Below are 21,827 nucleotides of genomic sequence, written 5' to 3'. Positions count from 1 at the left end.
ACCGGGCAGCTTCGGGAGCCCCAAGGTCATCACCGCGTTGAATGCGACCAGTGCCAGACCGCATTCCTTCACCCAGGCCAGCAGTTCTTCGGGTGTCCGCTCCTGTACGGATCGCCGATGCCGCCACCGTGCGGCTGCTGCAGCCGGGAGACCGTGTCGATGTCATCGCGGCCGGCAACGCGCCTGCTGGTGAGGGCTCGGAGGCGAAGGTCGTGGCATCCGGGGTCAGGGTGACGGAAGTTCCGGACCCACGGGAGGCTGCTCCGGGCGACGGCGCCCTGGTGGTTCTGTCCGTGCCGCGCGCGACGGCGGCCGAGTTGGCGGGCGCGGGCGCGACGTCCCGGCTGGCGGTGACGGTGTGCTGACTCGCACTGACGTACCGTCAGCTCACCTCCTGGCGACGGGCGATTGGACAGGGTGGGCGGGCGCTGCCGTAGGTTGCGAAGCAGTCCCCCTCCCCTACTGCATGCGCGAAATGAGGCTCATTCGTGAGCGAGAAGAAGCCGAGCGTCCTCGAAGGATTCAAGGCGTTCCTGCTCCGCGGCAACGTGATCGACCTCGCGGTCGCGGTCGTCATCGGTGCCGCCTTCACCAACATCGTGAACGCGGTGGTCAAGGGCGTGATCAATCCCCTGGTCGGAGCGTTCGGAACGAAGGACCTGGACGCCTACAGCTCCTGCCTGAAGGACCCGTGCAGGCCCGGCCCCGACGGCGAGATGCAGGGCATCCAGATCATGTGGGGGTCCGTGCTCGGTGCGACCCTCCAGTTCCTGATCACGGCAGCCGTCGTCTACTTCCTCATGGTGCTGCCGATGTCGAAGTACCTCGCCCGCCGTGCCGCGGCGCAGAAGGCGAAGGAGGGTGTGCAGGAGACGCTCGTGGTGACCGAACTGGAGGTGCTGAAGGAGATCCGCGACGTCCTGGTGGCGCAGCGCGGCACCGGCGCGGCGGGCTCCGGGGCACCGGGCACGCCACGACCCGGCGACGTCCGCTGAGGCGGCCACCGGTCCCGTGGAGTTCAGCTCCGGCCCACGGAGCTCAGATGTGGTGGGGCGGCTTCTCGTCGAGGAAACGCGCAAGATCGGCGGCGCTGTCGCCGCTCGCCGGAGCCCGCTCACCCCACCCGCGGTCCGTATCGTCCGCGGACTGCTGGTCCAGCGGATCGTCGAAGATCAGCTTCGGTTTGGGGCTGTTTCCGGGCTGCTCCGCGTCTCGCGGTCCGGGGGCGGGGGCGGTGCTCATATCTCCAGGGTACGGCGGCGGCCGGCCGAGGGCGCAGCGGCCGGTACGGCCTCACCACCGCGGGTACGGCCCAGTCCCCGCCCCTGCCGGTACGACTCAAGGTCGCACCGATGCCGGTACGGCGCGGAACGAGCCGAGCCGCCCACGTGTTCGGCTCCCCCAACTACCCTGACGGACATGGTCGTTATGAAGAGGGTTGAGGGGCCGGCCGACGGGCTCACGGATGTGGCGGGCCTGCGGGTCGGCCATGCGCAGGTCGCCGGGGACGGCGCGCTCAGCGGTACCACCGTCGTTCTCGCGCCCGAGGGCGGAGTGGTCGCCGCCGTGGACGTCAGAGGCGGAGGGCCCGGCACCCGGGAGACGGACGCGCTGGATCCGCGCAACGTGGTCCAGCGCATCGAGGCGGTCGCGCTGACCGGGGGCAGCGCCTACGGGCTCGAATCGGCTGCCGGGGTGATGGCCTGGCTGGAGGAGCAGGGCCGGGGCGTGCGGGTCGGCCCGGATCCTTCCCAGGTCGTGCCGGTCGTACCGGCGGCGTGCGTCTTCGACCTGGGGCGCGGCGGCGACTGGCACGCCCGGCCGAACGCCTCGACCGGCCGTGCGGCGGTGGAGGCGGCGGCCGCCACCGATGAGGGCGCACCGGTCGAGCAGGGAGCCGTGGGCGCGGGGACCGGTGCGGTGATCGGGCACTTCAAGGGCGGGATCGGCACAGCGAGCATCGTGCTCGACTCGGGTGTCACCGTCGCCGCTCTGGTCGTGGCGAACGCGGTCGGATCCGCTCTCGACCCCGAAACGGGCGCGCTGTACGGCGAATTGGTCACCGAGGGAGCGGACCGTGCGGCACGCCCCTCCCCCGCTGTCCACGCCGCCGCCCAGCTGCGGCTGGCCGAGGCACGGGAGAAGAACGGGCTGCCGCCGCTGAACACCACGCTCGCCGTCGTCGCCACCGACGCCGACCTCACCCGCGCACAGGCGCACAAGCTCGCCGGGACGGCGCACGACGGCATCGCACGCGCCGTGCGGCCCGTGCACCTCCTCAATGACGGCGACACGGTGTTCGCCCTGGCCACGGGCACGACCGCCCTGGACGCCGGCAATCCGCTCGCGCTCAACGATGTGCTGGCCGCGGGCGCGGACATGGTGACCCGGGCAATCGTGAAGGCGGTACGGGCGGCGGAAAGCGTCACCGGACCGGGCGGCAGCTTCCCCTCGTACGGGGAGTTGTACGGCACAGACTGACGTACGGGGCGACCGAGTTGAGGGCGCGCGGGGAACTTCTTCTACGCGCCCCTTCGTTTTACCCAACCCAGAAGCACACCGTCCGACCGAAGCGCTACTTTTAGCAATCACCAAGTGACTTGCCGCGACGGCCTGGAGACCCCTCTTGAACGATCCGTACGAGACAACCGAGATGCACCTCGAGCGACTCCTGGGTCGGGCGCTCAACTCCTTCGACCTGCCCGATGCGACGGTCGAGCGGCTCGGCGCCGCGCTGGCGCACGCCAGTTCGCTGCACTCCTCGCACCACAGCACTTCGCTGCGCCGGGCCACCTACCGCCACGCCTATCTGCTCAGTGACGGCAGTTCACTGGTGCTGTGGGAGCTGGTCCACAACACCGGGCGCGACAGCGCGGAGCAGCACGAGCTCTACGCGGAGGAGTCCGATGCGCGGCTGGCAGCGTCCCGGCTGCCTGCCGGTTTCCCGGGCTTCGCGATCACGGAGGGCCTCACCGGCGCGGAAGGCAGCCTCGAGCAGAGCCTGGGCATCGATCTGGACGCCGACCTGGAGCTGCTGTCCGCGCTGATGGCACCGCCCCCGCCCCAGCTGCCGCCCATGTACGCCCCCGACGACTCCGCGGACCACGCCCGCCGGGTGCTGCGCCGCGCGGAGAACGTCGACCGGCCCGGCGAGGAGACGGCCCGTCTGCTGCGGGCCGCTTTCGCCCACCACATCACGCAGGTCTTCGGACGCCAGTTCCGGGTGGGCGGCAAGGACGCGGGCTTCACGCTCTACGAGCACGCGTTCCTGCTGCTCGACGGGACGGAGACCAGCCTCTGGGAGGTCGAGCACACGGCGACCCCGGACGGCCGCCACATGTGCGAGGTGTACGAGGCCGAGCGCGCCGCGCGCGAGGCGATGGAGGTCCGCGCCCGGGTGCGGTAGTCGCGCCAGGGTGAGGTGCCCGCCCCCAGGGATCTCCGCCGCGTGCACCGCCGCGCCCGCCCGCGCCTCCCACCTTTCCGACACCCCTCGTTCCCGCCGCTGCCGCCGTTCCCCGCCGTTCCCCGCCGTTCCCGCATACGACGGTGCCCGCGCCACACGAGGTGGCGCGGGCACCGAAGGACTCCGGTCGGTCTCAGTGCGCGAGCACAGGCTCCGGCTCGGGAGCCTGCTTCGCAAGCGGCTCCGCCTCGTCGTCCGTCGGATCGCCGCCCTCCACATGCTGCTTCGGCCGCGCCGGCAGAGCGAACATCACCACGAAGATGGCGCCCAGAACGGCCGCCACCCACCACAGCGAGTTCTCGAAGGCCTCCACGAAGGCGTTGCCCATGGCGCTCGGCGCGAGCCGTTCCTCGTCGATCGATCCGAAGAAGACAAGCGACACCAGTCCGAGTCCGAGCGCGGTGCCCATCTGCCCGGTCGTGTTGATCAGGCCGGACGCGGAACCGGCGTGCTCACGCGGGACTTCGGAGAGCACCGCGTCCGTCAGCGGCGCGACGATGAGCCCCATGCCCAGCCCCATGACGACCAGAGGCAGGATCATCTGCCACGAGTGGATGGCCGTGCCGTACCGGTCGGCCTCCCAGATGTAGATGAGCAGTCCGGCGGCCATGGTGGCCGCGCCCGTCTGGAGGACCTTGCGGCCGAAGCGCGGCACCAGCAGTTGCACGGACATTCCGGCTGCCGCCGAGACGGCGATCGAGAACGGCACACCGGTCAGGCCGGCCTTCAGCGGGCTCCAGCCGAGGCCGATCTGCATGTAGAGCGTCCAGACCAGGAAGAAGATGCCCATCACGATGCCGAAGGTGAGCTGTACGGCGATACCGGCGGCGAAGCTCTTGACCTTGAACAGCGACAGTTCGACGAGCGGAGAGCCGTCCTTGCGCGTCTTGTGCTTCTCGTAGGCGACGAAGGCGGCGAAGACGACGAGGCTGCCGGCCATGCACAGGTGGCCCCAGAGCGGCCAGTTCAGCTCGCGGCCGCGGGTGAGCGGGTAGATCAGCATCAGCAGAGCGAGCGTGACCATCAGGACGCCGACGAGGTCGAGCCTGAGGGCCTTGGGGGCGCGGGACTCGATGATGTACTTGCGGCCCAGGAGGAGCCCCGCGATGCCGACCGGCAGGTTGATCAGGAAGATCGGCCGCCATTCGAGACCGAACAGGTTCCACTGGGTGAGCAGCGCACCGAGCAGTGGACCGGAGACCGCGCCGAGGCCGACGACGGCGCCGAACAGACCGAAGACCTTGCCGCGTTCGTGGGCGGGGAAGGTGACGTGGACGATCGCCAGCACCTGCGGCACCATCATGGCGGCGGTGGAGCCCTGCAGCAGCCGGGAGGCGACGAGCATCTCCTCGTTGGCGGCGAAACCGCAGAGCGCGGAGGCGAGCGTGAAGCCGGTGATGCCTATGAGGAACAGCCTCTTGCGGCCGTAGATGTCACCGAGCCGTCCGCCCGTGATCAGGCCCGCGGCAAAGGCGAGCGCATATCCGGCCGTGATCCACTGGATCGTGGCGAGGGACGCGCCGAGGTCCCGCTCGATGCTGGGGATCGCGATGTTGACGATGGTGACGTCGACCAGGTCCATGAAGGCGGCGGTCATGACGATCGCGAGGGCGATCCAGCGGCGGCGGTCTGCCGCTGCGTCGGGGGGTACGGCTGCCTTCTCGGGCACGGCGGGCTGCTGTGAACTCATACGAGGAATCTAGGGCGCGTATAGGTCAGATCATGTCCTAGATAACGGGCATCCTGAGAGACATGACGGACACTCCGGCACGACTTCTGAATCTGCTGTCCCTCCTCCAGACCCCACGGGAATGGCCCGGCAGCGAGCTCGCCGAACGCCTGGACGTCAGCCCGCGCACGATCCGGCGGGACATCGACCGGTTGCGGGACCTCGGCTACCCGGTCGAGGCGACCAAGGGCGCGATCGGCGGGTACCGCCTGGTTGCGGGAGCGGCGATGCCTCCGCTGCTGCTGGACGACGACGAGGCGGTGGCCATCGCGGTGGGGCTGCGGGCCGGGGCCGGGCACGCGATCGAGGGCATCGAAGAGGCGTCGGTGCGGGCGCTGGCCAAACTGGAGCAGGTACTGCCGTCCCGCCTGCGGTACCGCGTCACCACTCTCCAGGCGGCGACGCTCCCCCTCACCAGGGGCGACGGCGCGACGATCGACCCCCAGACCCTGACCGTCATCGCGGGTACGGTGACCGCGCACGAGCGGCTGCGGTTCGCCTACCGGGCGGGCGACGGCACCGAGACCCGGCGGCAGGTGGAGCCGTACCGTCTGGTGTCGACCGGGCGGCGTTGGTACCTCGTCGCATACGACATCGGGCGGGACGACTGGCGCACGTTCCGCGTGGACCGGGTGTCGGAGCCGTTCGCCACAGGCGCGCGGTTCACGCCGCGCGAGGTGCCGACCGGGGACGCGGCCGAGCTGCTGAGCCATTCCGTCTCTCGGCATCAGCCGGAGCACGACGTGGATGTGAGCTTCGAGGCGCCGGCGTCCTTCGTGGGCGCACGCCTGCCGGAGCACCTGGGCGCGCCCGTACCGACGGGCGACAACCGCTGCCGGCTCCGGGCACGGTCGGTGGACTCGATCGAGTGGCTGGCCGTTCGACTGGCGCTCGTGGACTGCGAGTTCACGGTCCACGGCCCGCCGCCGCTACGTGACCACGTGGCGGAGCTGGCCACACGGCTGACACGCGCAACGGCCTGACCCGCGCCGCCGGGACCGGCCGGCCGGCACAGCCTCGTCACCACCGACCGGGTCACCGGTCTCCGCACGGCCGCGGGCCGCACAAGACCCCGAGCCCGGTGCCGCGGGCACGGGCTCGGGGCGGCCGACGTCATGAACAGTGCCTGGAACAGGCCCGGACACTTCTGCAGACGTCAGCAGCCCGAGGAAGGGCTACGCCGCCGGCTCGAAGCCCGTGTCATGGGCCATCCGCTTCAGCTCGAGAAGCGCGTGCTTCTCGATCTGGCGGATCCGCTCACGCGTCAGACCGTGCTCCTTTCCGACTTCGGTCAGGGTCCGCTCCCGGCCGTCCTCGATGCCGTACCGCATGCGGATGATCGACGCGGTGCGGTTGTCGAGCTTGCCGATCAGGTCCTCCAGCTCCTCGCTGCGCAGCAGCGTCAGCACCGACTGCTCGGGAGAGACCGCGGAGGTGTCCTCCAGCAGGTCGCCGAACTGGGTCTCGCCCGCGTCGTCCACCGACATGTTCAGGCTGACCGGGTCACGGGCCCAGTCGAGGACGTCCGTGATCCGCTCGGGCGTCGCGCCCAGCTCCTGCGCGATCTCCGAGGCCTCGGGCTCCCGGCCGTTCTCCCGGTTGAACTCGCGCTGGACGCGGCGGATGCGGCCGAGCTCCTCCACCAGGTGGACGGGGAGCCGGATGGTGCGGGACTGGTCCGCTATGGATCGGGTGATCGCCTGGCGGATCCACCAGGTCGCGTACGTGGAGAACTTGAATCCCTTGGCGTAGTCGAACTTCTCGACCGCACGGACCAGGCCTGCGTTCCCCTCCTGGATCAGGTCGAGCAGCGGCAGCCCGCTGCGGGGGTAGCGCCGGGCGACGGCGACGACGAGGCGCAGATTGGAGCGGATGAAGACGTCCTTGGCGCGCTCGCCCTCGGCCGCGAGTGCTTCGAGCTCCTCGCGCGCGGCTCCGCCGGCCTTGCTGTCTACTTCCCCTTCGAGGATCTGACGGGCGTACACACCCGCCTCGATGGTCTGGGACAGCTCGACTTCCTTGGCGGCGTCGAGCAGCGGCGTACGCGCAATCTCGTCGAGGTACATGCCGACCAGGTCGCGGTCGGCGATCTCCCCGCCCACGGCGCGAACGCTGCTTGCCCTGTCGGTCCCGGCATCGGCGGACTGACGACGGGCGACGGCACGGGTTGCCATGCGAGCTCCCTTGCTGAGTAGGTCGCGACACCCTTGCGGGTGCCCTGCATCCGAAGGAAACAACGACTGGAATCCGGACAGAATTCCCAAGCGGTGCATCGATTTCCGTGATCATGCAGTACCCTGTCCGGCCAACCCGGGAGGACGGATGCCACCAGAGCACGCAGAGGTGCAGGTCAGAGCAGGCACTGAAGCCGACCTCGAAGCACTCACGGACATCTACAACCACTATGTCCGCGAGACCCCCATCACGTTCGACACGACGGTTTTCACCCCTGAGGAGCGCCGCTCATGGCTGCGCTCCCATCCTGAAGACGGCCCGCACCGGCTCCTGGTTGCTCAGGATGTCCGTTTTGTCGACACCAATCCGGCGGTCGGCATTCTCGGCTACGCCACCAGCAGCCCCTTCCGCCCCAAAGCGGCGTACTCGACCTCGGTCGAGGTCAGCGTCTACTGCGCCCCGGCGGCTGCGGGGCGCGGCATCGGCACGCTCCTCTACAAGGCGCTCTTCGAGGCGCTGGAGTCGGAGGACGTCCATCGCGCGTATGCGGGTGTCGCCCTCCCCAACGAGGCGTCGGTGCGCCTGCACACCCGTTTCGGCTTCCGTCACGTCGGCACGTACGAAGAGGTGGGCCGGAAGTTCGGCCGCTACTGGGACGTGGCCTGGTACGAGAGGCCCATGAACATCTAGCCCTGCGCGATGCACATCCGAATGCCCGGCCCCCCGGTGCACCAGAGGCCAGGCCGCGGCGGCCCGGCCCCCGGCGCATCCAGACGTTCCGGCGCTCAGCCGAACTGCAACGACCGCTTCGCCAGCCCCATCCAGAAGCCGTCGATCACGCTGCGGCCACTCCCGGCCCCGGCCTCGGCCTCGCAGGCCCCGAGGGTGACGAACAGCGGCGCGAAGTGCTCGGTGCGCGGGTGGGCCAGTCGGCCGGCCGGGGCCTTGTTCTCGAAGTCGAGCAGTGCGTCCACGTCCGCGTCCGCCAGCGCCCGCCGGCCCCAGTCGTCGAACTCCGCCGACCAGCCGGGCGTGCCGTCGTGCCGCAGCGCCGCGAGGTTGTGCGTGAAGAAACCGCTGCCGACGATCAGCACCCCCTCGTCCCGCAGCGGCGCGAGCCTGCGCCCGATCTCGAGCAGTCGTCGCGGGTCGAGCGTGGGCAGGGAGATCTGCAGTACGGGTATGTCGGCGCCCGGGTACATCTCCACCAGCGGTACGTACGCGCCGTGGTCCAGGCCGCGGTCGGGGATGTCCTGCACCGGGGTGCCCGCGCGGCGTAGCAACTTGCGTACGGAGTCGGCGAGTTCGGGTGCGCCCGGCGCGGCGTAGCGGACTCGGTAGTAGTGCGCGGGGAAGCCCCAGAAGTCGTGAACCAGGGGCACCGTCCGGGTCGCGCCGAGGGCCAGCGGCGCCTCCTCCCAGTGGGCGGAGACCATCAGGATCGCCCGCGGCCGCGGCAGTGCGGCGGACCAGGCGGCGAGCTCGTCCGGCCAGACCGGGTCGTCGGCGAGGGGCGGTGCGCCGTGGGAGAGATAGAGCGCCGGCATGCGCTCAGCGGCGGGGGTGGCATTCATGTGACGACTCCCGGCCTGTTGAACCTGGGTTCTGCGGACCCATTACTTGAACCTTCAAGCTCAAGCCTAACCCTACTTAGTTCAACTTTCAAGAACGGGGTTTAGAGTGGATACATGAACAGGGCACTCAATGGCGAGGGCGGGCAGGGGCCAGAGCCGCGTTGGCTCACCGACCAGGAGCAGCGCGTCTGGCGCGCATACCTCCATGCGACCACGCTCCTCGAGGATCATCTCGACCGTCAGCTGCAACGCGACGCCGGGATGCCGCACATCTACTACGGCCTGCTCGTCCAGCTCTCCCAGGCCCCGCGCCGCCGCAAGCGCATGACGGAACTGGCCATCGACGCCAAGATCACCCGCTCCCGCCTCTCCCACGCCGTCGCCCGGCTGGAGAAGAACGGCTGGGTGCGCCGGGAGGACTGCCCCTCCGACAAACGCGGGCAGAACGCCGTGCTCACGGACGACGGCTTCGCGGTCCTCGAGCGGACCGCCCCCGGCCACGTCGAGGCCGTACGGCACGCCATGTTCGACCGGCTCACGCCCGAGCAGGTCAAGCAGCTCGGCGAGATCATGCACGTCATGGCGGAGGGGCTCCAGCCCCAGGACACGGGCGCCGACCTGCCCTGGCTCCGCTGACGCGCGTGACGGTCAGCGGGACGGACACATGAGGGCCCCGTCCGGGTACAGCACCCGGACGGGGCCCTTCTTCACTCATGCGTGGCACTCATGCGTGGCACTCATGCGCCGCAGTCCTGCACTGCAGCGCACGCGCGGCCTGCCACTGCCGCGGTTCGGTGCTGCCGCCCCGCGGCTCAGTGCGCGATGACCGGGACCTTGATCTCGGCCTCGACGCCTTCGCCCTCGCCCGTCCCCGAGCCCGACGCGACCGAACCGGCCTGCGGGCGTCCGGTGTTGATCAGCGCGAACGCGATAGCCGCGGACGCCGCCAGGATGCCGACCGCCCACCAGATCGCGGACGAGAAGCCGTGCACCATGCCCTGGAGCTCGAGCAGCCTCGGGTCGCTCGCACCGGCCGCGTGCGAGGCGATGTACGAGGTCGTGGCGGAGGCCGCGATGGTGTTCAGCAGCGCCGTACCGATCGCCCCGCCCACCTGCTGCGAGGTGTTGACCATCGCGGAGGCCACACCGGCGTCGGCCGGGTCGACACCATGTGTGGACAGCGACATCGCCGGCATGAACGCCGTACCCATGCCCAGGCCGAGCAGCAACTGCGCCGGCAGGATCAGGCCCGCGTACGAGCTGTCGATCTCGAGCTGTGTCAGCAGCAGCATGCCGATCGCGGCCACGACGAAGCCGGGGCCCATCAGCAGGCGGGGCGCCACCCGGGTCATCAGCCGGGCGCCGATCTGGGTGGAACCGGTGATCATGCCCGCGATCATCGGGAGGAAGGCGAAGCCCGTCTTGACCGGCGAGTATCCCTTCACGACCTGCAGGTAGAACGTCAGGAAGAGGAAGAGCCCGAACATCGCGATGATCGCGAGGCCCAGCGAGAGGTAGACACCGCCGCGGTTGCGCTCGGTCAGGACGCGCAGCGGGAGCAGCGGCGACTTCACCTTCGCCTCGGTGACGACGAACGCGGCCAGCAGCACGGCGGAGGCGATGAACATGCCCACCGTCAGCCCGTCGGACCAGCCGGCGGACTCGGCGCGCGTGAAGCCGTACACCAGGGCCACGAGGCCCAGCGTCGACAGCACGACTCCGGGAATGTCCAGCGAGGAGCGGTTGCGCGCACCCTGCGGCTCGCGGATCACCAGGTACGCGCCGACCGCGGCGACGACGGCGAACGGGATGTTGACGTAGAAGGTCCAGCGCCAGTTCAGGTACTCGGTGAGGAACCCGCCGAGGATCAGACCCACGGCGCCACCGCCACCGGCGATCGCGCCGTAGATGCCGAACGCCTTGGCGCGCTCCTTGGCGTCGGTGAACATCACGGCGAGCAGGGAGAGCGCGGCGGGCGCGAGCAGCGCGCCGAAGGCACCCTGCAGTGCTCGGGCGCCGAGCATCATCGCCTCGCCGGTGGCCGCGCCACCGAGCGCGGAGGCAGCGGCGAAGCCGAGCAGCCCGACGATGAAGGTGCGCTTACGGCCCCACAGGTCGGCGATGCGCCCGCCGAAGAGGAGCAGCCCGCCGAAGGCGAGGGCGTAGGCGGTGATGACCCACTGCCGGTTGGCGTCGGAGATTCCGAGGTCCTGCTGGGCGGTGGGGAGCGCGATGTTCACGATCGTCGCGTCGAGCACCACCATCAGCTGGGCGAGGGCTATGAAAACGAGAGCTTTCCAGCGACTCGGATCAGGAAGCGAAATGTCGGGTGTTTTTGGCATGGGTCTGGCCACCTCATGAGTAAACGAAGATCACGCGGCCCAAAGGAGTGGTCCGCGAGCAGGAAGAGTGGTGTGGGACGAAGTACGGAGAAAGCGGGGACTTACGGCGTCACGAAGTGGTCCGGAGGTCCTCCAGGGTCGCGGCCGCACCGGGCAGTTCGGAGCGCGCGGGCGCTTCGAGACCGTCCAGGAACAGCTGCAGATGACGGTGGACGAACCGGTCCATGTTCGGGCACGCGGTGCCCGGCAGCGGCCGGGTGAGCTGGGAGAGCGCGACCAGCAGATCGCCGACGGCGACATCGGTGCGCATCCGGCCCGACGACTGCGCCGCGTCGACGAGGGAGCGCACTGCCTCCTCGAGGCGCTCCCGGCCGGCGTGAAGGTCGGGGTGGTCGGCGTCGAAACCGCCGGAGAGCATCGGGCACAGTGCCCCGATCCGCTCGTCGGCCGCCGCGTGAACGAAGCGGCGCAGCGCGGCGAAGGCGTCGGGTTCTTCGGCCGACGCCGCGTCGGCCTGCTCGGTGGTGCGGGACATGACGGAGAGGACGACCTCGCGGATGAGGACCGCGCGGTCAGGGAAGTGGCGGTAGAGCGTGGCGTTGCCGATTCCGGCGCGCCGGGCGATCTCGTCGAGCGGCACGTCGGGCCCGAACTCGACGAACATTTCGCGCGCGGCCGACACGATCCGCTCGCGGTTGCGCAGGGCGTCGGCCCTGGGGCGCGGTGTGCGGCGCGTCTCGGTGGCGGCGGTGCTCACGGCTCCACTTCCTTTCCATGCTGTGCGTGCGGTTACGCGTCTCGGCCCCGTACTGAACCCGGGCCCCGGGCCCCGCCGGTAAGCGGGGAACGCTTCCCCGTTTCGCGGGGACACCGGTTCAAACGGGGAAACGATCCCCGGTTATTTCCCCACACCGACGTGACCTGAGCCACATATGCCTGCCCCGCCGAAAAGCCCACGATCGGACCACCCGGCGAGCGCCCCGGCACCGCCCGACACAGGCTGTTCGAAACAGAGCGCAGCCAGGGTCCGGCCTGCTGCCGCGGACCCGAAGGCGATCGCATGGAGCAGACCCGCCGGCGGATACGCAACCGGGGCAGGCTCGGTGGGCTCGCCGCCCTCGCCGCCCTCACACTGGCCGCCCTGACCTCGGCGAGCGCCACGCTTCCCGCTCCCGGACGGACGTCCGCGGGACCGATCGCCGCGCCGGACATCGCGGGTCTCGGCCCCTGCCGTATCCCGTCGGCCGTCGGCGTCCAGATGTCCGAGGGCCTGCCCACCCCAGCCGGTTACACACGATCCACCGGCGTGGTCCACGCACTCAACCTGATGATCGACTTCTCGGACGCGGAAGGCAGCGGTCCCGCCCTCGACCGGCTCGCGGAATTCTTCCCCCAGACGTCGGAGTGGTTCGCCACCAGCTCGTACGGGCGGCTCAGCTACCGCCCCCACGCCCCGGTGCGCGACTGGCTGCGGATGCCGATGCCGTTCGCCGCGTACGGAATAGAGCGCGGCTCCCCCTACGAGCCGGGATACCGGAAGCTCGTCGAGGACCTCGTCGGCGTCGCCGATCCGAAGGTCGACTTCAGCGCGTACGACCTGGTGAATGTCCTGGTCACCCCCAACGCCGGGCCGTCCGCCCTGGACACCGTGCTGTCGGTGACGTTCTCCGGCAACGACGAGGCGCCGCTCGCCGACGGCGTGCCGCTCGCCAACACGTCCTTCGTCTACAGCCGCCAGGACGACGGATCAGGGTCGTACGCCGAGACCGGGTACCGCGTCCTGCCGCACGAGAACGGCCATGTCTTCGGCCTGCCCGACCTCTACACCGCGGGCGGCGGGGGCGCCGTCGGCCACTGGGACATCATGTCCGAGGACTGGGGGGCCAACAACGACCTGCTCGGCTGGCACAAATGGAAACTCGGCTGGCTGGACAACGACCAGGTCCGCTGCGCCGCCGCGCCCGGCAGCAGCGAGTACGTCCTCGGCCCGCTCGCCACCCGCGGCGGCGCCAAGATGGCGATCGTGCCGCTGAGCGAGAGCACCGGATACGCGGTCGAGGTACGGACCCAGGCAGGCAACGACGAGCACGTGTGCGAACCGGGCGTGCTCATCTACCGGGTGCAGTCCGACATCGACACGGGGCAGGGTCCGGTGACCGTCGCCGACAGCGACCGCGACAGCGGCGGCTGCACGCGACGGCCCAACGTCCACGCGGAGCTGTCCGACGCCCCCTACCGCCCCGGGCAGTCCTTCGTCGACGACGAGAACGGCGTACGCATCTCGGTGGTCGACGAAGTCGACGGCGTCTACCGCATTCGGGTCACGCGCTACTGATCACGCGCCACTGATCATGCGATCCCGGCGGCGCGGTCCTGGTCACCGGTGACGATCGTCTCCCGCAGGACCCGCTTCAAGATCTTGCCCGTGGGGTTGCGCGGCATCGGCTCGTACCGCAGCAGGACATGCGCAGGCACCTTGAACGCCGCGAGCGTCCTGCCCACATGTGCCCTGAGCTCCTCGGCGCCGACCGTCGAACGGGGATGCAACTGGACGACGGCAGCGACCTCTTCGCCGAGCACCGGGTGCGGGACGCCCAGCACGGCGGCGTCGGTGACGTCCGGATGGTCGTGCAGCACCGCCTCGACCTCCACGCAGTACACGTTCTCGCCGCCGCGAATCACCATGTCCTTGATCCGGTCGACGATGGCCACCCGACCCCCGCGCACCGTCGCGAGGTCTCCCGTCCGGAACCAGCCGTCCTCGAAAGCGGCGGCGGTCGCCTCTTCGTTGCGCCAGTAACCGCGCACGAGGGACTGCCCGCGCAGCCGGAGCTCGCCGACCTCACCCTCCGGCAGCGGTTCGCCGTCCGGTCCGGCGATCCGCACCTCGATCGCGGGCGCGGGACTGCCCACGCTGCCCGGGTCCTCGCGGTACCCGGCTCCGAAGTTGGCGAGCACCCCGCCGCTGGTCTCCGTCAGCCCGTAACCGCTGCGCGGCTCGATCCGGTGTCCATAGCGTGCGGTCAGCCGCTTGACGAGGTCGGGCGGAGCGGCGGCACCGCCGGTACTGAGGTTCGTGAGCGTCGACAGCGTCGAGGCCGCCTCCTCGGAGGGGCGTTCGTCGGCGTGTTCGGCGGCGTGTTCGGCGGCGTCGAGGAGCTGGAGAGCGGTGGTCGGAACGCCCGAGTAGTGGGTGACGCCGTGCTCCTCGATCAGCGCGAGCGCCTTCTCGGCGTCCCACTTGCGCATGAGCACGAGCGTGCCGCCGACACCCATCATCGAGTACAGCGTGGTGAAGGCCGCCACATGGAAGAACGGGAACGTCATCAGCACGACCGGCGCCGGCCCCTGCCCGGGCAGCACACCGCGGGCGAGCGCCGCGGCCGCCGCGTGATAACGGGGGTGCAGCGCAGCGCCGGCCTGGGCGAGGTGGGTGGCGACGGCTCCCTTGGGCCGGCCAGTGGTTCCCGAGGTGTAGATGATCGTGGCGTCGTCCTCGGCGGCGACGTCGACGGCGGGCGGCGCGGCGAGCGGGTCCGGCGCCTCGAAGTCCTCGTACCGCTCGACGCCCGCGCCGAGCGCGTCGGCCGCGGCTTCGTGGTGGAAGACGACGGCGGTCACGCCGTTCCGCGCCCGCCACTCCTGGACGCGCGGCAGCCGCTCACCGTCGACGAGCAGCACGCGCGGGGTGCAGTCGTCCAGCGCGTAGGCCAGTTCCTCGTCGGTCCACCAGGCGTTGAGCGGCACGGCCACGAGCCCCGCGAGCTGGGTGGCCCAGAAGGCGATCTGCCACTCGGGGTGATTGCGCATCGCAATGGCCGCCCGGTCCCCCGGCCGCAGCCCGTACGTCTCGACGAACCGCCGGGCGAGGGCCGAGGCGGCGGCGAAGAACTCGCCGTATGTGTATGTCCCGCTCTCCGCCACCAGGAACGGCCGCTCCCCGAACGCCCAGGTCGCTTCGACGAACTCCCTCAAGGTGCGCGGCCCGTTCACATAGCGCAGCCCACCGTCCTCCCCGCGCTCCACGGCGAACGGGGCCCCGGCGGCGGTGAGGGCGGCTGCGGGGTACGCGTGCGACACGGTCGACCTCTCTAAGCGCTTGCTCAGTACGAGCGCGACGCTATGCCGCCCCCCGAACGCCGTCAAGGGCGATACGCCGGCCCCGCGAGCCTACGACCACTTCGCTCTGTCGCGCCGAGACGCCTGTCTGCCCCAGTCACCCGGGCACGCACCGCTTTCCCCTGACAGCTCCGCGGCCGGTCAGGCGCTCGCCTCATTCATCCAGCCACGCCGGAACCCCCACCCACCGCCCCACCCACATCCGCTACGCTGTCGGAGACCGCCCCAGCGGCGGTCTACCGCCCACGCCTTCGTAGCTCAGGGGATAGAGCACCGCTCTCCTAAAGCGGGTGTCGCAGGTTCGAATCCTGCCGGGGGCACAACACTAAGGGCCAGTTCAGAGGGATGATTCCCTCGAACTGGCCCTTTGCCGTGATCACGACCGTGCCACACACGTGCCACTAGGGCACTCCACCGACCTCACGTGATTTCGGTCCACGGGCCGCTGGTCTCGTCTTTTGGAATCCAGAGCAGTGGTTGCCCCGTGCGGCAGCGCTCGTCCGCTCCCTCTTCCCAGGGGAACCGCCCGGCCTTGTCGGGCCAGAACAGCTGCGTGATTGGCAGTGGCGGGGTCTGGTAGAAGTCGATGCCTGCGCCGAAGAAGTCGTGGTACCAGCTGGGATGCACGGGCCGGACGGCCACGTCGTAGCCGTTGAGGATGTCTCCCCGGCGCTGGTCGGGCTCGAGTGGGCTGCCGTCCCGTATCGCTGCCCCAGCGGCGTTCGCCACGCGCATCGCGGTCTGCGATGGCAGGCCGAACACGCTTACCTCGGGACTCCGCAGTGTGTGCCAGAGACCGATCGAGTAGCCCCAATCGCCGGGGGCATCACCGCCGGCCACGCCCATGACGTGCCAGCCGAAGTCCGCAACACTCTTGGCTATGCGGCTGTCGCGTTCCTCCGACACGGGGCCGCCCCATTCCGTCGGGGCGCAGAGGAGGCAGAAGCAATGGGCGTCGTCCATCCCAGGAGAGTAGGCCTGCTTGCAGACGTGACGTCTCCCGGGGTAGGCATACAGCAGCCAAGTACTGCAACCCCGGCCATCCGCCCCCGACCGGTAGCGTCCCTCCGGGGCCGTGGAGCGGCCGGAATGACTGTCGCTGACCGATCCGGCTAGAGCTACGGATCAGATGTTCCCCGTGCCACAACCGCGCGAGAACGTGCGGGGAGTCACGGGGAACTGCGGTAGCGGACAATGCGCGCAGCCCGCGTCTGCCGAAGTCGGCATGCCGCAGGTCAGGCCCCAACTCGCCCCACCTCGCTCCTAAAGCGGGTGTCGCAGGTTCGAATCCTGCCGGGGGCACCAGCACAAAGGCCCCGGACCGATCACGGTCCGGGGCCTTTGCGGTCCGGCCGCTTGACGTGCTGGGCGGGGCGGTGCCTCGCGTCAGGAGCCATGACGGCCAACGATTGCTGGGGGCATCGGCATGACCAGCCGCGTAGAACCCCCGAAACCGACCCTTGCGCGAATTGACCGACTCGTAGGACTTCCTCGACGACGTACGCCTATGGCCAAGCATGTACACGCGAGACAGTTCGGTGCGGCATTGGATAGGTTCCGTGCCCTGCGACACGACACCCCTCGGCCCCGCGGTAAGAGTTTCTTTACTTCAGCAAGGCGGCTCGATTTCGCTCGCCGCGCAACAATCAGCCGCTTGCCGTTGGAGGAGGGGCGCGTCGCATCTGGGGCGGTCGGCGGCACTGCCCGCGAACCAGCCACCTTCCACGCCGCCTGGACTCCGTTCAGCACGAGAGAACGGACCGGATCATAATGGATTTAGTGACCGTGCATGGCGACCGGTCTGATCAAGGAACGCATTGGCGCATTCGAGGCGACGAGCTCGGGATGCAAGCACTGACTCCTCTGGCCGCTCCGTGGGGTTGAGGACGTAAACCCCTGATTCACCGCCCGGTGACGTCGGCCCGGTCAACTTGGACTTGCCCCGCCCAAGTTGTGAGGGGAATACGATGACACTTCGCAAGCCAAGGTGTTTCCTGCGTCAAGGAGCCGCACTCGGCATAGGTCTGCTTCTCTGTGCCAGTGTCACAGTTGGCGCTCCGTCCGCCGTAGGCGCACCAAGCGGCGTCGGCGCCGCATCGGCCAGCTACCGTACGACTCCCTCTCAGCCCTCGCAGAGCGTCATCATTCGCGTCGTGGAACTGACCGAGTTCAAGCAACTGGAAGGTAAACCCCATTGGATTGAGCAGCAACAGCGGTACCTGTCCAACTCGGTCTGGCAGTTCAATCCAGACGGTACGTTTGCGTGGGCAGCCGAAGGCTTCCGCACCGACCTGCTCCCGGTTCAAGGAACGTACACGGTGTCGGGCTCGCAATGGGACTTCACCGGAAACAACTCCTCGGCGATCGGGGGTAACAGATCCTTCGTCGAGATCATTGGAAGCTTGGACGTCTCCAGCTCCACGATGATAATGACCGTCGCATCCGGTGCCGGTTATGGAGCCGTGATAAACGACCAGCCGATCGGCACCACTGCAAGCACTGCCTACGAAGGCAAAATGACTGTGACAGTCGGATAGCAGGCAGGTACAACTGGGGTGTTGCAGGACGGATCCCTGCGCGCGAGCGGGTGAGGCGGGCTCGTCAGCCGACCAGGCGTTCCACGAGCAGAAGCCCGCCGATGGCGATCATCATGGCACCGGAGGTGCGAGTGACTGCCCGGGCCGTCGATGACCGGGTATGCAGCACGGTGCGGGGGGAGCACGCCGACGGCGAGGCAGACGATGGCAGCCTGCGCGGCTGGGCCGAGCGCGTGACCGAGCTGGGCATCGGCGCGGACATGACGGTCCGACGCCGGCCACCGAGTCCCTGCCGGCCGCGCTCAAGACGGCGCCGGCGGCCGAGACCCTCGCGCGAGCGGCCGGCATGGTGCGTGCCGACGGGGCGACGGTGGCCGCGTTGCTGCCGTTCGTCGCCGTCGGCCGAGAACGGCCGACGGCGTCCGCGGTAGGCGTGTCTTCACCGGTGCCCCTTGGGGCACCGGAAACCTTCAGGTCACCAGCAGTCGTCGCGGTCCCAGCGGCCGTTGCCGCCGTCGCCGGGGTGGTCGTCGTCATCCCGGTCGTCGCGGCAGTTGTCGCGGTCCCTCCAGTCGTCAGAAGGGGTCGTGGAGGGGCTGGGCGCCGTGGAGCTTGCGGCTGCGGGCGGTGAGGACGGGGACGAGGGGCGGGGGCTCGGCGGCGTCGAAGTCGATGTGGACGCGCTCGGCGTGGGGCGGGCGGTGGTGGCGGGGGCGGCGGGCTTGGAGGCCGAGGGCGTGGCGCCCGGGGTGGGGAGGGCGTCCGTCGGCCTGATCAGGTTGGGTCGGCCGCCCACCTCGATGTCGGCCACGGGGGCGACCGGCTCGCCCGCCGCTTCCCCGGTCTCGCCGCCGATCAGCAGCGCGGCACCTGTGAGCAGTGCGCCCGCCGCGAGGGCCGCGCAGATGCCCAGCAGCGCCTTGGGGCGTGCCGGGGCACGGTGACGTCCCGGTATGTGCGTGGCGGGCACCGTGCACTCCTCGCACGTGCGTCCCGTGCGTCTGCATCCCTCGCAAACCATGTCGGACACTATGCAGCACCGCCATGCGCCCTGACAGGCGCGGGGTGGCAACGTTGCGGAATCGGGTTCAGGCGCGGCATTCCGCCCGCATTTGTGCCGCTCCGTGGTGGGCTCCTGCACGGTCGTCGTCGCCCCGGTCCTGGCCGCGGTCGACGAGTTGGACCGTCAGTTGCTGGTCGTGGACCGGGACCTTCTCGATGACGAGTCCTCTGCCGCGCAGTTTCGTCTGGTCGATCTCGAACGTCTTCACGGTGCTCTCCGGGTCATCGAGGTCCTTCAGCACGTTGTACGTGGTCGGCTGCCCCGCGGCGTCGCGGTCGCGGCCGCTGTCCGGGACGACGACGGCGATCGAGCAGGTGCGGTAGCCGCTGCCGACGTACCAGGACCACGTCGCGGAGCCTCCGCGGTCCTCGGTGCGGCTGCCGGACATCGGGACCGCCGTGAAGCTGCCGTCGCAGCCGTCGCCGCGATGGCCGCCGGAGCTGACGGTGTACCAGCCGTCATCGCCGTCGCTGAAGCGACCCTCCTCGCGGTAGCGGCCGCCTCCGGCACAACCGGGCCCGGCCCAGGCCGAGTAAGACGGGCCGGACGGCTCGTTCGGCTCCCTGGGGTCCTTCGGCGTCGACGGGGGCTTCGGCCGGGCGCGGGCGGGCGGCGGCGTGGTTTCCGACGGCTCCGTGGGGGCGATCCGCTCGGGTGCACCGCCGAGATCGCCCGGATCTCCCGCGGCTCCGGGCGCCGGTCCACCGGCTCGTTGCGAGCCACTTCCGGACGGGTCGCACGCGACGAGCGCGGGGAGGAGCACCGTCAGCGCAACCGCCCCCGCCAGCAGAGCCTTTCCGGATCTGAGAAGCGGGCTAGCGCACCCGCCGAACCCTTCGGAGCTGCGGCATTCCCCCGGCAGCAGCCCCGTGCCGCGGACGTCGTCGCCGCCGCATCGCTCACACGCCATGTCGCACCCGAACCCGTAGACACCGACTCTTGGGTATGTCAATGCGCGACAACTATGCATGAGCGGAAGCGGACGCATAAGTGTTAACGCGGGTAAGGATGAAGCGAATTGGCGTTCCGCGGCCGCCACCTCGGGTGCGACACCGGAATGAGGTGTCTCAAGGACGTCCGGCAGCGCTCGAAGCGCCAGGGACGTCCGGCGGTGTCAGCGCTCGGCGCAGTGCCCCGGGCGCGCGTAGACCGTGATCCGCGCGCCGGTGACTTCCTTGCTGCTGCACTGCTCGAAGTGGTCGCGGAGCGTCGCCCGCTTGGTGATCTCCTGCTCGTCCACATCGAGGGGGCTCCCCTCGGGGTCGCCCAGCACGACGATGCGGTCCAGGGAGAGCATGCCCGCACGCGTCCGCTCCGGCGATATCTCCTCGCCGTACAACGAATCGGACGTGGTCACCTTCTGCGCCAGGGCCACATCGCGAAGCCCCTGGAACTCCTCCGGACGGGCCAGTGTCCAGACCCGCCGCCTGGCGGGGGTGAACACGACGCCGTCGCCGGGCTCCGAGGCTTCCGCCACCGCCGAAGCCACTGCAGTCACGTCGTCCACGCGGCTCTCGGGGCTGCGCAGATACACGGCCACGGGCACCAGGGCCAGGAGCACCGCCGCCACCGAGAGGGACGAGACCCACTTCCGCCGCGAACTCCGGCCCCGTCCGTCGTGCGGCAGGAACGCCTGGTCGAGCGCGGCACCCAGCAGAAGCGCGAACCCTATGACGTAGTAGAGGACATAACGCTCGACGTACATCGGCTTCAACTGGGAAACCAGCAGGAGGGCGACCGTTGGCAGCGTCAGCAGGGGAACCGCGAGCGTTCGCAGCCGAATCGGTCCTCGCGCACGCACGGGCGTACGGGCACAGCGCAGGCCCACGGCCGCCATGGCCGCGAAGGTCAGCAGTTGGACGGGGTCGGGCCACAGGATCCAGCCGACCTGCTCCGACTGGCTCATGCTGAACAGCGCGAGCGGGGCCAGACCCGCGACGACGCCGGCGGCCACCCGGCTCCATGCCCGCTTGACCTGCCGCGGCACACCGGAGAGCAGCACCGTCGCGCCGTGCGCCGTCAGCATCAGCACGGCGAACTCGTGCAGCAGACAAGCCGCCAGAGCCACCACCGCGTAGGCGGCCCACCGGCCTCTCGTGGGCCGGGACATGGCGCTCACCAGGAGGTAGGTGGCCCAGGCGACCAGCGCGCACACGACCGCGTAGGAACGGCCCTCCTGCGCGTATTCCTGCACCGCGGGGATCACCGGAAAGACCAGCCCGGCGAAGAGGCCCGCCCTCGGTCCGGCGAGGCGGTGGCCGAGCAGCCCGATGCCCGCGGCGGCGGCGGCCGTGGCCAGCACGGACGGCAGCCGGAGGGTCACGAGGTCCCCTCCGAACACGGAGAACAGCCCGTGCATCAGGACGTAGTACAGGCCATGGACGGCGTCGGCGTTCTGCAGTGTGTGGAACAACTCGGGCAGCGTCCGGTGCGCCATGTCGTAGGTGACGACCTCGTCCCGCCAGACGCCACCGTCGCGACGGATGCCCCACAGCCCGAGGACGAGCGCCACCGTCAGGGGAATCAGTGCCGTGGCGGTCCGGCTCGGCCACACAGCACGTTCCGCGGCGACGGCCTCAGAGGCGTTCAGCGTGGTGGCGATGACGGACTCCTGTGAAGAGCATGTCTGCGGGAAGGGTCGTGTCTACGGGTGAAGAGACGTGTATGCGGGTGGAGGGGTGTGTCTACGGGTGAAGAGGCGTGTATGCGGGCGCGATGGAGGCCATCCACATTACTGGGCGGCGTGCAAGGGCCTCCGACGCGGGCGGAGATGAGCACCGACGACGATCGCACGCACGCGAGGAGGGGGAGCCCTGGTCCGG

General features: G+C 69.9%; 20 protein-coding genes, 1 tRNA gene and 1 pseudogene. 10 read left to right on the top strand and 12 right to left on the bottom strand.

Annotated elements, in window-relative coordinates:
* Positions 1–90: pseudogene (locus ABZ070_RS14565) on the bottom strand (GNAT family N-acetyltransferase); the annotation flags it as partial.
* Positions 91–92: 2 nt separating this feature from the next.
* On the opposite strand from ABZ070_RS14565, the gene ABZ070_RS14560 reads away from it, so the two are divergent.
* Both ABZ070_RS14560 and mscL read left to right on the top strand, forming a co-directional pair.
* Positions 93–365, top strand: a complete 273-nt coding sequence (locus ABZ070_RS14560; protein WP_356633581.1) for an RcpC/CpaB family pilus assembly protein — start codon at positions 93–95, stop codon at positions 363–365.
* Between the two features lie 123 nt (positions 366–488).
* A complete protein-coding gene (gene mscL, locus ABZ070_RS14555) occupies positions 489–995 on the top strand; it encodes a large conductance mechanosensitive channel protein MscL (protein ID WP_356633579.1) in 507 nt (168 codons plus the stop codon).
* Between the two features lie 43 nt (positions 996–1,038).
* Here the strand turns inward: mscL and ABZ070_RS14550 are convergent, their stop codons facing one another.
* Positions 1,039–1,242, bottom strand: a complete 204-nt coding sequence (locus tag ABZ070_RS14550; protein WP_356633577.1) for a hypothetical protein — start codon at positions 1,240–1,242, stop codon at positions 1,039–1,041.
* Positions 1,243–1,428: 186 nt separating this feature from the next.
* On the opposite strand from ABZ070_RS14550, the gene ABZ070_RS14545 reads away from it, so the two are divergent.
* On the top strand, positions 1,429–2,481 hold the full coding sequence (locus ABZ070_RS14545; RefSeq protein ID WP_356633585.1) for a P1 family peptidase: 1,053 nt from the start codon (positions 1,429–1,431) through the stop codon (positions 2,479–2,481).
* Between the two features lie 145 nt (positions 2,482–2,626).
* The gene (locus ABZ070_RS14540) at positions 2,627–3,406 is read left to right on the top strand and encodes a DUF6227 family protein (RefSeq protein WP_356633575.1); all 780 of its coding nucleotides are present in this window, start codon (positions 2,627–2,629) and stop codon (positions 3,404–3,406) included.
* 193 nt (positions 3,407–3,599) lie between these two features.
* Here the strand turns inward: ABZ070_RS14540 and ABZ070_RS14535 are convergent, their stop codons facing one another.
* Entirely contained in the window at positions 3,600–5,156 is a 1,557-nt protein-coding gene (locus tag ABZ070_RS14535) for an MFS transporter (protein ID WP_356633573.1), read from the bottom strand.
* Positions 5,157–5,218: 62 nt separating this feature from the next.
* Between ABZ070_RS14535 and ABZ070_RS14530 the strand changes: the two genes are divergently transcribed.
* The gene (locus ABZ070_RS14530) at positions 5,219–6,178 is read left to right on the top strand and encodes a YafY family protein (protein WP_356633571.1); all 960 of its coding nucleotides are present in this window, start codon (positions 5,219–5,221) and stop codon (positions 6,176–6,178) included.
* Between the two features lie 192 nt (positions 6,179–6,370).
* Here ABZ070_RS14530 and ABZ070_RS14525 read toward each other — a convergent pair whose 3' ends face one another.
* Positions 6,371–7,369 (bottom strand): sigma-70 family RNA polymerase sigma factor, encoded by a 999-nt coding sequence (locus ABZ070_RS14525; RefSeq protein WP_356633569.1) that lies wholly within the window; start codon positions 7,367–7,369, stop codon positions 6,371–6,373.
* 148 nt (positions 7,370–7,517) lie between these two features.
* On the opposite strand from ABZ070_RS14525, the gene ABZ070_RS14520 reads away from it, so the two are divergent.
* Positions 7,518–8,060: an N-acetyltransferase family protein gene (locus tag ABZ070_RS14520; RefSeq protein WP_356633567.1), complete on the top strand. Its 543-nt coding sequence runs from the start codon at positions 7,518–7,520 to the stop codon at positions 8,058–8,060.
* A gap of 95 nt (positions 8,061–8,155) precedes the next feature.
* On the opposite strand, the gene ABZ070_RS14515 is transcribed toward ABZ070_RS14520, so the two are convergent.
* Positions 8,156–8,944 carry a class III extradiol ring-cleavage dioxygenase gene (locus ABZ070_RS14515; protein ID WP_356633565.1) on the bottom strand — a complete coding sequence of 263 codons (789 nt, stop codon included), beginning with the start codon at positions 8,942–8,944 and terminating at the stop codon, positions 8,156–8,158.
* 114 nt (positions 8,945–9,058) lie between these two features.
* Between ABZ070_RS14515 and ABZ070_RS14510 the strand changes: the two genes are divergently transcribed.
* The gene (locus ABZ070_RS14510) at positions 9,059–9,580 is read left to right on the top strand and encodes a MarR family transcriptional regulator (protein WP_356633563.1); all 522 of its coding nucleotides are present in this window, start codon (positions 9,059–9,061) and stop codon (positions 9,578–9,580) included.
* Between the two features lie 176 nt (positions 9,581–9,756).
* On the opposite strand, the gene ABZ070_RS14505 is transcribed toward ABZ070_RS14510, so the two are convergent.
* Together ABZ070_RS14505 and ABZ070_RS14500 are read right to left on the bottom strand one after the other, a co-directional pair.
* A complete protein-coding gene (locus ABZ070_RS14505) occupies positions 9,757–11,286 on the bottom strand; it encodes an MFS transporter (RefSeq protein WP_356633561.1) in 1,530 nt (509 codons plus the stop codon).
* 109 nt (positions 11,287–11,395) lie between these two features.
* Positions 11,396–12,043 carry a helix-turn-helix domain-containing protein gene (locus ABZ070_RS14500; RefSeq protein WP_356633559.1) on the bottom strand — a complete coding sequence of 216 codons (648 nt, stop codon included), beginning with the start codon at positions 12,041–12,043 and terminating at the stop codon, positions 11,396–11,398.
* A 303-nt stretch (positions 12,044–12,346) separates the two neighbouring features.
* On the opposite strand from ABZ070_RS14500, the gene ABZ070_RS14495 reads away from it, so the two are divergent.
* Positions 12,347–13,621 (top strand): M6 family metalloprotease domain-containing protein, encoded by a 1,275-nt coding sequence (locus ABZ070_RS14495; RefSeq protein ID WP_356633557.1) that lies wholly within the window; start codon positions 12,347–12,349, stop codon positions 13,619–13,621.
* 14 nt (positions 13,622–13,635) lie between these two features.
* Here ABZ070_RS14495 and ABZ070_RS14490 read toward each other — a convergent pair whose 3' ends face one another.
* Positions 13,636–15,366, bottom strand: coding sequence for a class I adenylate-forming enzyme family protein (locus ABZ070_RS14490; RefSeq protein ID WP_356633555.1), 1,731 nt, complete (start codon positions 15,364–15,366; stop codon positions 13,636–13,638).
* 286 nt (positions 15,367–15,652) lie between these two features.
* Here ABZ070_RS14490 and ABZ070_RS14485 point away from each other — a divergent pair.
* Positions 15,653–15,725: transfer RNA gene (locus ABZ070_RS14485), tRNA-Arg, on the top strand.
* 100 nt (positions 15,726–15,825) lie between these two features.
* On the opposite strand, the gene ABZ070_RS14480 is transcribed toward ABZ070_RS14485, so the two are convergent.
* Entirely contained in the window at positions 15,826–16,368 is a 543-nt protein-coding gene (locus ABZ070_RS14480) for a DUF4262 domain-containing protein (RefSeq protein ID WP_356633553.1), read from the bottom strand.
* Between the two features lie 1,190 nt (positions 16,369–17,558).
* Between ABZ070_RS14480 and ABZ070_RS14475 the strand changes: the two genes are divergently transcribed.
* Positions 17,559–17,942: a hypothetical protein gene (locus ABZ070_RS14475; protein WP_356633551.1), complete on the top strand. Its 384-nt coding sequence runs from the start codon at positions 17,559–17,561 to the stop codon at positions 17,940–17,942.
* 475 nt (positions 17,943–18,417) lie between these two features.
* Here ABZ070_RS14475 and ABZ070_RS14470 read toward each other — a convergent pair whose 3' ends face one another.
* The 3 genes from ABZ070_RS14470 to ABZ070_RS14460 form a co-directional block, all read right to left on the bottom strand.
* A complete protein-coding gene (locus ABZ070_RS14470) occupies positions 18,418–18,912 on the bottom strand; it encodes a hypothetical protein (RefSeq protein ID WP_356633549.1) in 495 nt (164 codons plus the stop codon).
* Between the two features lie 118 nt (positions 18,913–19,030).
* Positions 19,031–19,915 carry an adhesin gene (locus ABZ070_RS14465; RefSeq protein WP_356633547.1) on the bottom strand — a complete coding sequence of 295 codons (885 nt, stop codon included), beginning with the start codon at positions 19,913–19,915 and terminating at the stop codon, positions 19,031–19,033.
* Between the two features lie 204 nt (positions 19,916–20,119).
* The gene (locus ABZ070_RS14460; RefSeq protein WP_356633545.1) at positions 20,120–21,559 is read right to left on the bottom strand and encodes a glycosyltransferase family 39 protein; all 1,440 of its coding nucleotides are present in this window, start codon (positions 21,557–21,559) and stop codon (positions 20,120–20,122) included.
* Between the last annotated feature and the right edge of the window lie 268 nt (positions 21,560–21,827).

The organism is Streptomyces sp. NPDC006283, from assembly GCF_040613325.1.
GTDB lineage: Bacteria > Actinomycetota > Actinomycetes > Streptomycetales > Streptomycetaceae > Streptomyces.
Note: the sequence above shows the minus strand (reverse complement) of the source record. Positions and strands in the feature narration are given on the sequence as shown.

What these genes read in the sequence shown, in the direction of transcription:
- ABZ070_RS14550 (WP_356633577.1), bottom strand. Translation starts at nt 1,242, where the DNA reads ATGAGCACCGCCCCCGCCCCCGGACCGCGAGACGCGGAGCAGCCCGGA.
- ABZ070_RS14545 (WP_356633585.1), top strand. Translation starts at nt 1,429, where the DNA reads ATGAAGAGGGTTGAGGGGCCGGCCGACGGGCTCACGGATGTGGCGGGC.
- ABZ070_RS14535 (WP_356633573.1), bottom strand. Translation starts at nt 5,156, where the DNA reads ATGAGTTCACAGCAGCCCGCCGTGCCCGAGAAGGCAGCCGTACCCCCC.
- ABZ070_RS14530 (WP_356633571.1), top strand. Translation starts at nt 5,219, where the DNA reads ATGACGGACACTCCGGCACGACTTCTGAATCTGCTGTCCCTCCTCCAG.
- ABZ070_RS14525 (WP_356633569.1), bottom strand. Translation starts at nt 7,369, where the DNA reads ATGGCAACCCGTGCCGTCGCCCGTCGTCAGTCCGCCGATGCCGGGACC.
- ABZ070_RS14520 (WP_356633567.1), top strand. Translation starts at nt 7,518, where the DNA reads ATGCCACCAGAGCACGCAGAGGTGCAGGTCAGAGCAGGCACTGAAGCC.
- ABZ070_RS14515 (WP_356633565.1), bottom strand. Translation starts at nt 8,944, where the DNA reads ATGAATGCCACCCCCGCCGCTGAGCGCATGCCGGCGCTCTATCTCTCC.
- ABZ070_RS14510 (WP_356633563.1), top strand. Translation starts at nt 9,059, where the DNA reads ATGAACAGGGCACTCAATGGCGAGGGCGGGCAGGGGCCAGAGCCGCGT.
- ABZ070_RS14505 (WP_356633561.1), bottom strand. Translation starts at nt 11,286, where the DNA reads ATGCCAAAAACACCCGACATTTCGCTTCCTGATCCGAGTCGCTGGAAA.
- ABZ070_RS14495 (WP_356633557.1), top strand. Translation starts at nt 12,347, where the DNA reads ATGGAGCAGACCCGCCGGCGGATACGCAACCGGGGCAGGCTCGGTGGG.
- ABZ070_RS14480 (WP_356633553.1), bottom strand. Translation starts at nt 16,368, where the DNA reads ATGGACGACGCCCATTGCTTCTGCCTCCTCTGCGCCCCGACGGAATGG.
- ABZ070_RS14465 (WP_356633547.1), bottom strand. Translation starts at nt 19,915, where the DNA reads ATGGCGTGTGAGCGATGCGGCGGCGACGACGTCCGCGGCACGGGGCTG.